The following is a 12,038-nucleotide window of genomic DNA, read 5'->3' on the forward strand; positions in this document are numbered from 1 at the left end:
GGAACGGGTGGGCCCGGACGGGCGGTGCGCTGAAGCTTGCGCCCCTCTCAAGCGTTCTGCTAAGGACGCCGCGCCCTGTTATGTAGGGGCCGGGCCGTATGCCCGAAGGCAGTCGCAGCACCCACTACTCACACGCGCGTGCCGGTCGCCGGTGCCCCTCCAGGTGGAAGGGCCAGGGCCGGGACTTCCCAAGACGCGCGTGGCGGAACACAACCGGAAGGTACACGCACCATGGAAACCCAGCAGGATACCCAGACGCAGGCCCAGGCGATGGCCGCCGCCAGCGGCATCACGATGCGCCAGCTGCTCGAGGCCGGCGTCCACTTCGGCCACCAGACCAAGCGCTGGAACCCGAAGATGAAGCCGTACATCTTCGGTGCCCGCAACGGCATCTACATCATCGACTTGCAGAAGACCGTGACGATGGCCCGGTCGGCCTTCCGCTTCGTCGCGGACATCACGGCCCGTGGCGGGTCGGTGCTCTTCGTCGGCACCAAGAAGCAGGCGCAGGACGTCATCCGCGAGGAGGCCGCGCGCGCCGGTCAGTTCTTCGTCACCAGCCGCTGGCTGGGTGGCACGCTGACGAACTTCAAGACCATCAAGCAGGGCATCGACCGGCTCAAGACGCTGGAGAAGATGGCCGAGGACGGCACCTTCGAGCGCCTGCCCAAGAAGGAAGTCGCCCAGCTCGACCGTGAGCGCGAGAAGCTGGAGAAGAACCTGGGCGGCGTGAAGGACATGGCGAAGCTGCCCCGCTGCGTCTTCATCATCGACCCGAAGAAGGAGCACATCGCCATCCACGAGGCCACCCGCCTGGGCATCCCGGTGATTGGCCTGGTGGACACGAACTGCGATCCGGACGGCATCGACTTCGTCATCCCGGGTAACGACGACGCCATCCGCTCCATCAAGCTCTTCACGTCGAAGATCGCGGACGCGTGCCTCGAGGGTGCGGCGCGCTACCGTGCGTCCGGCGCCGCCGAGCGCGACGAGCAGGAGGAGCGTGAGGGCCGTGACGACCGCCGCGACCGCGATGATCGCCGGGGTCCCCGCCGCAATGACCGCCGCGACCGCGATGACCGCCGGGGTGGTGGTGGTGACCGTGGCGGCGAGCGCCGTGGCCCCCTCGTGGAGATGAAGGGCGTTGCCGCCCCCGTCGCCACCGAGACGCCGGCCGCCGCCGAGGGTGGCGAGACGCCCGCGGCCGAGTAGTCCGCCGCCGTCCTCGCTTCCACGCAAGCTCCGGAGTCGGCCGGGCGGCACCTTCCAAGGCCCGCTGTCCGGCCGTCTCCATTTTTTTGTCCCCGCGGTATCCCCTTTGAACTCATGGCTCCGCCCGCGGCGCACGCCGCCGTGCTCGGAGCAGAAGACCGAGAGAGACGCACATGGCTGAGATCAGCGCCCAGATGGTGAAGGACCTCCGCGAGCGGACCGGCGCGGGCATGATGGACTGCAAGAAGGCCCTCTCCGAGACGGCCGGCGACTTCGTGAAGGCCGAGGAGTGGCTGCGCAAGAAGGGCATCTCGCGCGCCGCCGGCAAGGAAGGCCGCGTCGCCGCCGAAGGCATCATCAGCAGCTACATCCACGGCGGCCGCATCGGCGTCATCGTGGAGGTCAACTGCGAGACCGACTTCGTCGCGCGCAACCCCGACTTCCAGGAGCTGGCGAAGGACGTGGCGATGCAGATCGCCGCGGCCAGCCCCAAGTACGTGCGCCGCGAGGAAGTCCCGCAGGACGCGATGGACAAGGAGAAGGAGATCCAGCGCGAGCTGCTCAAGCAGCAGGGCAAGCCCGAGGCCATGCTGGAGAAGATCCTCGTGGGCAAGCTGGAGAAGTACTACGAGGGCGTCTGCTTGGTGGACCAGCTCTGGGTGAAGGACGACAAGAAGAAGGTCGGTGAGATGATCACCGAGCGCGCCGCGAAGATTGGCGAGAAGGTCTCCGTGCGCCGCTTCGTCCGCTTCGAAGTGGGCGAGGGCATCGAGAAGAAGAAGGAAGACCTCGCCGCCGAGGTCGCCAAGACGCTGGGCCAGGCGTAAGCCGCCCACCGCATCCGCCGGACCCGGGGCCGCGTGCTCGTGGCTTCCCCTCATCCAGGGGAAGCTCCGGGGGCGCGGCCCTCGGTATTCCAGGACCTCCACCCCCTTCGGGGCGTCCGGACGCCCGGCATCGGACGGTGCGGCCCCGGCGACGACTTCCGTCGTTGATCGGGCGCGGGGCGGGGGATAGAAGCGGTCGCGTATGTCCGAATCCACCTCTCCCTACAAGCGCATCCTCCTCAAACTTTCGGGCGAAGCCCTGATGGGCGAGGGGAAGTACGGCATCCACCCTCCCACCCTCACGCGCATCGCTGAAGAAATCGCCGAGCTGTCCCAGGCGGGCATCGAGATGGCCGTCGTCATTGGCGGAGGCAACATCTTCCGCGGCGTGGCCGGGGCGACAGAGGGCATGGACCGCGCGAGCGCGGACTACATGGGCATGCTCGCCACCTGCATCAACTCCATGGCGATGCAGGACGCGCTGGAGAAGCAGGGCCTGAAGACGCGCGTGCAGTCCGCCATCAAGATGGAGCAGATCGCCGAGCCCTACATCCGCCGGCGCGCGGTGCGGCACCTGGAGAAGGGCCGCGTCGTCATCTTCGCCGCGGGCACGGGCAACCCCTACTTCACCACTGACACGGCCGCGTCGCTGCGCGCGATGGAGATCAACGCGCAGGTCATCCTCAAGGCCACCAAGGTGGACGGCGTCTACAACGCGGACCCGAAGAAGGACCCCACGGCGCGCCGCTACCGGACGCTGACGTACATGGACGTGTTGAAGCAGAACCTCAACGTGATGGACTCCACGGCCATCTCGCTGTGCATGGACAACAAGCTGCCCATCATCGTGTTCGACCTGGGCACGCGCGGGAACATCCACCGCGCCGTCATGGGCAAGCAGGGTGAGTTTGGCACCGTCGTCGGGGCCTCCGAGACGGTCTGGGCCTGAAACCCCGAGCAGGGCTGACACAAGCTTCTGGAGGAGACTGCAATGGCTGACACCGTCGCGGAACTGAAGCCTCGTATCGACAAGACGCTGGAAGACCTCAAGCGCGAGCTGGCCAAGGTGCGCACGGGCCGTGCGAGCACCGCCATCCTCGACGGCATCCGGGTGGACCAGTACGGCACGCCGACGCCGCTGGCGGGCGTGGCCAGCATCAACGCGCCCGAGCCCCGGCTCATCACCATCAAGCCGTGGGACAAGGGCGTCCTCAAGGACATCGAGAAGGCCCTGCGCGAGGCGAACCTGGGCATCAACCCGATGAACGACGGGGAGATGATCCGCCTGCCCTTCCCGCCGCTCACGGAGGAGCGCCGCAAGGACATCGTGAAGCAGGTGAAGACCAAGGCGGAGGACCACAAGGTGGCCATCCGCAATCACCGCCGCGACATCCTGGAGGCCCTCAAGGCCCAGCAGAAGGACAAGAAGATCACCGAGGACGACCTCAAGCGCTTCACCAAGGACGTGGAGGACAAGACGGCCGCTGGCATCAAGCAGGTCGACACCATCTACGCGGAGAAGGAAAAAGAGGTCATGAAGGTCTGATGGCCACCGTCCTCCTGGCCGAGCCCTCCGCTCCCGTCGCCAGCGCGCTGCGCAGGTACCTGGAGGGCGCCGGCCACGAGGTGGCCTGGGTGGGCAGCGCCGCGGAGGCACGCCGCCTGCTGGAAGACCGTCCCCCGGCGGTGCTCGTGGCGTCCGCGAGCCTCCCGGTGGACGGAGAGGCCCTGTGCCAGGAGCTGCGCCAGAAGGGCTCCCGGCTGCCGGTGCTGCTGGTGTACCCCCCGGACGAGGAGCAGGCGGACCCGCGAGCCACCCAGGCCGGGGCCGACGGGTGCCTGGTGGGGCCCCTCAAGCGCGGCACCGTCGTGACGTGCGTGCGGCTGGTGCTGCGCCTCCATGAGGCCGGCGCTGGCGCGCAGGCCCCGGAGGACAGCGGGACTCCTGCGTCGGCCGTGGGCATCCCCGCGCGTCCCGGGGGCCTCCCGGAGCGGAGGGCCTCCCGCACGGACGTGTTCGCGGTCAGCACCTCCCCGGACTTCGACTTCCTCAAGCGCCTCCTGCTGATGGAGGTGAAGCGCAGCCGGCGCTACCGCTACCCCATCTCCCTGCTGCTGGTGGAGGTGGACCGCTTCACCGAGCACACCCTGAGCCTGACGCCACAGGCGCGCACCGCGCTGCTGGCCGAGGCCCTGGGGCTGTTGACGGCGGGGGTGCGCGACATCGACGTGGTGGTGCCCTTCGCGGACAGCCGCTTCGTGGCGTTCCTGCCCCACACGCCGCGCTCCGGGGCCCGGGTGGTGGCAGAGCGGCTGCGCGAGCGGATGCCCTTCCTGAAGGCCCTGCCGGGCGCCACGGCCTCCGTGGGCGTGGCGGTGTCCGAGCCCACGGGCGGCGGCAAGGGGCTCACGCAGGGCGCGGGCCTCAGCTTCGGAGGGCTCTTGAAGGAAGCAGGGGAGGCGCTGCGCCGGGCCCAGATGGGCGGGGGCGACAGTGTGGTGGTGGCCCCGTCAGGCCCGGGCGCCGGTGCTCAGGACGGGTAGGCGAGGTCCTGGCCGGTGAGGTGCTTCACGACGCCCGCGACGAAGGAGAACAGCTCCAGCCCGCGCCCCTTGTCGTCCTTCCAGGTGCGGGAGGCTTCGTCGTAGTCGAAGTGGATGCCCTGGCCCTGGCCGGCCACCCAGAGCTGCCGGACGGCGCGCTGGGTGTTGATGATGCACTTCTCACGGGAGCTGGACGTCAGCGTCACCATGTCGCCCGTGCTGTCGGCTTCCAGCACGTCCGGGTCGAACGCGTCCGCCGCCGCCATGATGCGCTTGAAGGCGGCGGCGACGAGCGGGTTGTAGCGGGCTTCGTCCATCATGGCCGCGCTCCCGGACGTCACTGGATGACGTCGAGGACCTGCTGGCCGGGGGCGGCGTAGAACAGGAACTTCAGGTGCTGGGCGGGGGGATTCTCACCCTTCTCGCCGGGGACCTGGTCCTCGGTGCTGGTGGGCGTGTCCGGCCACTCCATGGCGATGACCGTGCCCGGGTTCACCGGCTTGGGGAAGGACTGCATCCCCAGCAGGTGCGCCGCGAGCGCGCCCATCGAGGGCTGGTGGCCCACGAGGACGAGGTTCTCGTGGTTGTGGTCCTTGAGCACGGGCTCCACCGCGCCCACCGGCATGTCCGGCAGGAGGCAGCGGTGCACGCGCAAGAGGCCCTCGTGCTTCGTCGCGAAGGAGAGGATCTGCGCCGTCTGCACCGTGCGCACCAGCGGGCTGGTGAGGATGAGGTTGATGGTCCCCATGCGCTCGGACAGCGACGCGAAGTGCTGGGCAATGTTCGCGCGGGCCTTCGCGGTCAGCGCGCGCGCCTCGTCGCCGAGACCCTCGGGGATCTCTGCGTCCGCATCGCCGTGCCTTACCAGGAAAATCCTCAAAGTCCCTCCACCGATCGCGACAAGCCCGCGGTTCGTACATGACCGTGGCCCAGTAGGTCAAAGGTAATGAGGCGAATGTTCAGTGGCCGGAACAGCCGACATGGGGTCGGCGTTCGGGTACCGGCGCTCGCGGGGGCCCGTCGGAGCATACACTGCCCCGCGCCGGTGGCGTTCGCTGGAGGTGGCATGCGCAAGCTGTGGTGGTGGTTGCCCGTAGTCCTGGTCCTCTCGGCGTGTCGCAAGGATACGGTCGGCAGTGGCCCGGAGGCCGGCACGCAAGAAGGGGAGACGGTCGCCCGCCTGGAGGGCGAGGTGACCACCGACGACGGCGCGGCCGGGCCCTACCCGCTGACGCAGGCGAAGCTGGAGGCCTACGTGGGCTACCAGCGCAAGATGCTGGAGGTGTACGGCTCGCTGATGCGGAGCCTCCAGGACATGGGGCCGCTGATGGACGCGGGCACGCCGCAGGCGCTGGAGGCGGCGCGCTCGGGGTTGAAGCTCATCGAGCGCAAGGCGCAGGCGGAGACGGACGCTCGCAAGGCCGCGGGCCTCTCCACCGACGACGTCAACCGCATCGCGGAGATCGTCACCGCCGTCATCAGCCAGCGGCAGATGGGCCGCACGCTCCAGTACGAGGAGGAGCTCAAGAAGCTGGAGGCGCTCCAGTCCCGCATGCCCGCCGAGCAGCAGCAGGAGCTGACGCCGCAGGTGGAGTCCATGCGGCGCCAGGTGGAGGCCTTCCAGAAGCTCCCGGAGGCGCGCCGCGAGTTCGGCGACGCCAACGTGGACGTGGTGCTCACCCGCGAAGCCGACCTGACGAAGAACTATCAGGACATGCTCAAGGCCTTCGCGGGCGTGCGGCGCTGACTCACACCCGCTTGAGGTGCGGGGCCTTCTTCAAGAGCTGCGCGAGGAAGGTGTCGCCCATCTTCTCCAGCACCGTGTTGCCGCGCAGGCGCTGGTTCAGGTTGACGAAGTCCACGTGGTCCAGCCGCTGGTCCTGGTTGTAGCAGGAGAACACCCACGTCTCCTTGCCGGTGAGCGGGTCCACGTGCCGCTGGAGGCACTGGGCGCAGATCTCCTTCATCATGCACTGCATGGGGGAGTTGATGGACCCGATGGCCTCGTGTCCGGGCTTCAGGTACGGCTGCAGCACGCCGTGCCGCGCCTCGGCCACCGCGCGCATCATCCGGTCCGAACCGATGGCGATGATGCGGTCCACCTCGCTCAGGGAGATGACCGGCGTCACGCCCAGCTTCCCCTCCGCGTAGGCCACCATCGCCTGCACCACGTTGCCCCGGAAGGCCGCGTCCTGCGGTCGGCGCACGTCCAGCAGCTCTCCGCCGTCCACGGACCAGATGACCTGGTCGGTGCCCAGCTCGATCTCCTCCTGCTTGAACGAGTCCGACTTCTGCCGGTAGCCGGCGAAGTAGACGACGCGGCAGCCCGCCGCCTTGAGCGAGCGCGCGATGGAGAAGAGGACCGCGTTGCCCAGGCCGCCGCCCACCAGCACCACCGTCTCGTTGTGGCCAATCTCCGTGGGCGCACCCGTGGGACCCATCAGCACGACGGGCTCGCCGGGCTTGAGCGCGGCGCACAGCCGGGAGGAGGAGCCCATCTCCAGCACGATGGTGCCCATCAGGCCCTTCTCCTTGTCCACCCACGCGCCCGTGAGGGCCAGGCCCTCCATGGTGAGGCGCACGCCGTCCACGAGCGGCGCGTTCCGCTCGAAGTTCTGGAGCCGGTAGAACTGGCCGGGGGAGAAGTGGCTCGCGGCGAAGGGCGCCCGCACCACCACCTCCACGATGGTCGGCGTCAGCCGGTTCACCGCGACGACGGTGGCGAGGAACGCCTCGTCCAGCTTCGCGAAGTGCTCGGAGCGCTTCGCCTCACGCGCCTCCTGCGCGGCCGTGTCGGCGAAGTCCAGGGACGCGACCTCCTTCGCGTACAGGCGGGCCACCTGCGGGTGTCCGTCCTTCGCGCTGGCCATGGCCTTCACGACGTTGCCCGCGTAGGTCGGGTGGTTGTCGCCGTAGAAGGACACGAAGCGGCCGTCGTGCTGGTAGGACGTGAAGAAGCCCACCTTCGCTTCGGGGTCCTCCGCGGCCTCCACCGGCTGGAGCGTGAAGCCCGGGCCCTCCGGCTTCTCCACCAGCTCGAAGCCCTGGAAGTACTCCTTCGCCTCGTCGAGCTGGAAGGTGCCCGGGTACTCCTTCTCGTACGTGACGTTGGGGGACGTGCCCGCGGCCACGCAGACCGTCTTCGCCGGCAGCTCGAAGAACTGGCCGCTGCCCTTGAGCCGGCCGTCCACCGTCACCATGCGCTCGAAGCGGATGGCGCGCACCGCGCCGGACGCGTCCGGCAGCGCCTCCACGGGGCTCATCCGTTCGATGAAGCGGATGCCCTCCTCCAGCGCCTTGGAGACCTCCTCGTGGTTGAGGCGGTAGGCGGGGGACTCGGTGAGGCCGCGGCGGTAGCAGAGGCTCACGCCGCCCCACGCGCGCACCAGGTGGATGAAGTCCGGCGAGCGGCCCTCCGCCTGGGCCTTCTGGCGCTCCGCGCGGATGGCGCGGCCGTGCTCCAGGAAGGTCTGGTAGGTGGCGCGCTCCTCGGCGTCCAGGCGCTCGATGACGCCCGCTTCGCCCAGGTCCGCCACGAGCTTCTCATGGCGCTCCAGCGTCTTCTCCACCTGCACCGGGTAGTACGCCATCAGCTCCGTGGCGGTGTCCACGCCGGTGAGGCCGCCGCCAATGACGATGGCGGGCAGCTGCACCTGGAGGTTCGCCAGCGAGTCGCGCTTGAAGGCGCCCGTGAGCTGCAGCGCCATCAGGAAGTCGGAGGCCTTGCGAATGCCCCGGATGAGGTTGTTCTTCATCCCGATGATGGTGGGCCGGCCCGCGCCCGCGGCGATGGCCACGTGGTCGAAGCCCAGCGCCCAGGCGTCCTCCAGCGTCAGCGTGCCGCCGAAGCGGATGCCGCCGTAGATGCGCAGGCCTTCCCGGCGCGCGAGCGTCAGGTGGATGAGCGTGAGGAAGTTCTTGTCCCAGCGCACGGTGATTCCGTACTCGGACACGCCGCCGAAGCCCTCCAGCACGCGCTCGTCCAATTCGCGCGTGAGTCCGCGCCAGTCGCGGATGGGCGCAAGCTTGTGGCCGTTGCGGCCCACCAGCTCGTCCGGGAACGGTTCAATCTTGAGGCCGTCCACGCCGGTGACGGCGAAACCCTCATTGAGCAGGTAGTGCGACAGCGTGTAGCCCGCCGGGCCCAGGCCCACGACCATCACGTTGCGGCCCACGTAGGGCAGGGCGTACGGACGGCGGATGTTGAGCGGGTTCCAGCGCGTGAGCAGGCCGTAGATTTCAAAGCCCCACGGCAGCTCCAGCACGTCGGTGAGGGTGGCCGTCTCCGCGAGCGGGATGTTCACCGGCTCCTGCTTCTGGAAGATGCAGGCCTTCATGCAGTCGTTGCAGATGCGGTGGCCGGTGCCCGGGCACATCGGGTTGTCCAGCGTCACCATGGCGAGCGCCGCCACGGAGTCACCCTCGCGCTTGAGCGCGTGCGCCTCCGAGATGCGCTCGTCCAGCGGGCAGCCGTTGAGCGGGATGCCCAGGGGGTTCTTCTTGAACGTGTGCCCCTCCGCCACCGGGTCCTTGGCGCGGAAGCCCTTGGAGCAGGAGTCCTTCTCCCGCTCGTGGCAGATGACGCAGTAGTCCACCTCGTTCATCACGTCGCGCGGCGTGCCCCGGCGGTCCGTGAGCTTGAAGCCGTCGCGGTGGCGCAGGTGGTGCTCCAGCCCCTCCGTCTTCTCCTCCAGCGCCGCGTCCGGACGCTGCAGCTGCACCAGCTGGTCGAACACCAGCGGCTTGGGCAGCCGCAGCGTGGGCCAGGTGTGGAAGAGGGACTTCGTCTCCGGGTGCAGCGCGCGGGCGTACGTCCACCGGTCCGCGAGCGACAGGAGCGCGCGCACGGCCTGCAGCTCCGCCGCGTCGTCGCCCTTCGTCACCAGGCTGGAGCCGAAGGCGTCCGCGCCCTCGGGGGTGGCGGTGAGCGCGAGGCGCAGGGCGGCCCACTGTTCGCGCAGGGCGGGGGCGCGCTCCTGGTGCGCGGGGGGCAGGTTGCCGGAGAAGAGCCGCTCGAAATCCAGCAGCGCCAGGATGGACTCCGCGAGCGCGCGCTCCAGGTCGCCGTGCGCGAGCGCGTCCGGGAAGCCCAGCTGCATCAGCAGGCGCATTCTGCCGTCGAGCGCCGGGAACTCCGCGAGCGACGGGCGGTCCTGGGCGCCCTTCTTGAAGACGCGGCGCGTGATGAACTCACGCTTGAAGTCGAAGAGCGGCAGCTCGCCGCGCAGGTGGCGGGCCAGGCGCTCGGACTCCGTGCCGATGCCGAACAGGGTCGCGACGAAGCGCGAGACGTGGCGGGCCACCTGGATGAGCAGGTCGGACTCGGCCGGGCCGGACGGCGTGGTGCCTCCGGACTTGCGGTAGGCGTCAAAGGCCTGGAACAGGTCCGGGGCGTCGCCCTGGAGCTGCGCGTCGAAGCGCTCCGCCAGCCGGCGCAGGCCGCTGGGGCGGTACAGGTCTTCGAAGGAGAATCCCGGCAGGCCCAGGTGAAGGGTCGGAGCAGGGGCGGAGGCGGGTTCGTTCAAGGCGCGCATGTCACGGACTGGGGAGGAGAACCTGGGGCAACGGTTCCGGAAGGGGGCCTATTTCGCGGCGTGTCGGCCGGAAAGCAAGGGGGCTCGCAATGCGGGAGGGGTCTGGGCCCATGGGTGCCATCGCCCAAGCTATCCCCCCCATCCGACGTGTTGAGGAGGTGCGCCCTTGCGATTACGGTGCGCCGCCATGATGGACAACGCCGCACGTCGTGCCTCGGAACCGCACCTCGCTCCCGTGCCGGACGCCTGTTACCTGTGCAAGGGAGGGCGCCTGCGGCTGCGTCACCGGGCGCGGGGCAGCGCCCAACCCGAGGGGGCGGCGGCCTACAACTGCACGTCCTTCGGCCACCGGAGCCACCCGCCCATCTGGGGCTGCGAGGACTGCGGGATGATGTTCCAGTGGCCCATCCAGTCCCCGGACGCGCTGCTGCAGGCGTACCAGGACGTGGAGGACCCGCTCTACGTCGCGGAGAAGGACAACCGCTACCACACCTTCCGCCGCGTGCTGCGGGAGCTGGGACCGGCGAAGGGGCGCACGCTGCTGGATGTGGGCGCCTACTGCGGCTACTTCCTGGACGTGGCGCGCGAGGCGGGCTTCCGCCCGGAGGGGCTGGAGCTGTCGCGCTGGGCGGGCAACAACGCGCGCGGCCTGGGCTTCACCGTGCATGGCGTGCCCCTGAAGGAGCTGGCGGCGAAGGGGCTCCAGTACGACGTGGTGACGCTGTGGGACGTGGTGGAGCACTTCGCGGATCCGCGTGAGGAGCTGAAGGCGGCGCTGAAGCTCGTGCGCCCCGGCGGTCGCATCTACCTGTCCACCATCGACGCGGGCAGCCTGCTGGCGCGCGTGATGGGCGGGCAGTGGCCGTGGCTGATGGACATGCACCTCTTCTACTTCGGCCGCCGCACCCTGGCGCTGCTGCTGGAGGAGGTGGGCTTCCACGTCACGGACGTCCGGACGTACACGCACATCATCTCCGCGGACTACCTGCTGCGGAAGGTGGGCGCGAGCTTCCAGCCCGCAGCGCCGCTGCTGGAGCTGGTGCGGCGGGGCGTGCCGTCCAGCCTGTCCATCCCGTTCAACCTGGGCGACAACATGCTGATGGCCGCCGAGCGGCCGCTCTGAGTCCCCCGGCGCCGATGTCTTCACCGATGTCCCCACCCACCTCCGCGCCCCTGTCGCCGCCCATGTCCGTGGCGGCCCGGCGGATGCTGCACCCGCTCGCGCTGGGGGTGTCCTTCCTGCTGTCGGCGTTCCACACCTGGCCGCTGCTGTCCCAGATGAAGGGGGCGGTGCTGGGCGGCCGGGAAGACGTCTACATGAACATGTGGCACCTCTGGTGGATGCGCCAGGCCGCCTGGGTGCAGCCGCAGAACCCCTTCTTCGCGCCCTTCCTGCACTGGCCCCTGGGGGCGGAGCTGTACTGGCACACGCTGGCACCCGCGAAGACGCTCTGGGGCGTAGTGCTGCTGCCGTTCATGTCGGTGGAGACGGCGTACAACGCGGTGCTGTTCGGTTCGTTCGTGCTGACGGGCTACACGTCGTGGCTGCTGTTGCGCTACCTGCTGGAGCGCGCGGGCCACGGGCCGTGGATTGCCGCCGCGGCGGCGCTCGCGGGCGCGTGCGTGTTCAACTTCTCGCGCTACCACCTCAACCACGCGACGGCGCACCTGAACCTCACCGCGCTGGAGGGGATGCCGCTCTACCTCTACTGCCTCTTCCGCTGGCTGGACGAGGGCAAGCGCAAGTGGCTGGTGGGGCTGGCGGTGTCCGCGTTGTACGTGTTGCTGTGTGACTACTACTACCTCGTCTACATCGCGCTCTTCTCGCTGCTGTGGGTGGTGGCGGAGCGGTGGAGGCGCGGGCCGCTGCTCTCCGCGGACACTGTCACTTATACACATCTGACGCTGCCGACGACTAGTC

10 protein-coding genes and 1 pseudogene are annotated in these 12,038 nt (G+C 69.3%); 8 read left to right on the forward strand and 3 right to left on the reverse strand.

Annotation, left to right across the window (positions count from 1 at the left end):
• The first annotated feature begins 231 nt into the window (after positions 1–231).
• The 5 genes from rpsB (at position 232) to D7X12_RS32965 (ending at position 4,583) form a co-directional block, all read left to right on the forward strand.
• Complete coding sequence (rpsB, locus tag D7X12_RS32945) at positions 232–1,212, forward strand: 30S ribosomal protein S2 (protein ID WP_120629194.1); 981 nt, start codon at positions 232–234, stop codon at positions 1,210–1,212.
• A 173-nt stretch (positions 1,213–1,385) separates the two neighbouring features.
• A complete protein-coding gene (gene tsf / locus D7X12_RS32950; RefSeq protein WP_120613398.1) occupies positions 1,386–2,039 on the forward strand; it encodes a translation elongation factor Ts in 654 nt (217 codons plus the stop codon).
• A gap of 202 nt (positions 2,040–2,241) precedes the next feature.
• Positions 2,242–2,988: a UMP kinase gene (gene pyrH, locus D7X12_RS32955; RefSeq protein ID WP_120629195.1), complete on the forward strand. Its 747-nt coding sequence runs from the start codon at positions 2,242–2,244 to the stop codon at positions 2,986–2,988.
• Positions 2,989–3,030: 42 nt separating this feature from the next.
• Complete coding sequence (frr, locus tag D7X12_RS32960) at positions 3,031–3,585, forward strand: ribosome recycling factor (RefSeq protein WP_120629196.1); 555 nt, start codon at positions 3,031–3,033, stop codon at positions 3,583–3,585.
• A complete protein-coding gene (locus D7X12_RS32965) occupies positions 3,585–4,583 on the forward strand; it encodes a diguanylate cyclase (protein ID WP_120629197.1) in 999 nt (332 codons plus the stop codon). The genes frr and D7X12_RS32965 overlap by 1 nt, the downstream gene beginning before the upstream one ends.
• On the opposite strand, the gene cyaY is transcribed toward D7X12_RS32965, so the two are convergent.
• Together cyaY and D7X12_RS32975 are read right to left on the reverse strand one after the other, a co-directional pair.
• Positions 4,571–4,903 (reverse strand): iron donor protein CyaY, encoded by a 333-nt coding sequence (gene cyaY / locus D7X12_RS32970; protein WP_120629198.1) that lies wholly within the window; start codon positions 4,901–4,903, stop codon positions 4,571–4,573. The genes D7X12_RS32965 and cyaY overlap by 13 nt on opposite strands.
• A 17-nt stretch (positions 4,904–4,920) precedes the next feature.
• Positions 4,921–5,463: a SixA phosphatase family protein gene (locus D7X12_RS32975; RefSeq protein ID WP_120613393.1), complete on the reverse strand. Its 543-nt coding sequence runs from the start codon at positions 5,461–5,463 to the stop codon at positions 4,921–4,923.
• Positions 5,464–5,649: 186 nt separating this feature from the next.
• On the opposite strand from D7X12_RS32975, the gene D7X12_RS32980 reads away from it, so the two are divergent.
• The gene (locus D7X12_RS32980) at positions 5,650–6,330 is read left to right on the forward strand and encodes a hypothetical protein (RefSeq protein ID WP_120629199.1); all 681 of its coding nucleotides are present in this window, start codon (positions 5,650–5,652) and stop codon (positions 6,328–6,330) included.
• Between the two features lies 1 nt (position 6,331).
• Here D7X12_RS32980 and D7X12_RS32985 read toward each other — a convergent pair whose 3' ends face one another.
• The gene (locus tag D7X12_RS32985; protein ID WP_120629200.1) at positions 6,332–10,117 is read right to left on the reverse strand and encodes an FAD-dependent oxidoreductase; all 3,786 of its coding nucleotides are present in this window, start codon (positions 10,115–10,117) and stop codon (positions 6,332–6,334) included.
• Between the two features lie 235 nt (positions 10,118–10,352).
• Here D7X12_RS32985 and D7X12_RS32990 point away from each other — a divergent pair, with 235 nt between their 5' ends.
• Both D7X12_RS32990 and D7X12_RS45655 read left to right on the forward strand, forming a co-directional pair.
• A complete protein-coding gene (locus D7X12_RS32990) occupies positions 10,353–11,240 on the forward strand; it encodes a class I SAM-dependent methyltransferase (RefSeq protein WP_244224928.1) in 888 nt (295 codons plus the stop codon).
• A 26-nt stretch (positions 11,241–11,266) separates the two neighbouring features.
• Positions 11,267–12,038: pseudogene (locus tag D7X12_RS45655) on the forward strand (hypothetical protein); the annotation flags it as partial.

Source organism: Corallococcus sicarius, assembly GCF_003611735.1.
In the GTDB taxonomy this organism is placed as follows: Bacteria; Myxococcota; Myxococcia; order Myxococcales; family Myxococcaceae; genus Corallococcus; species Corallococcus sicarius.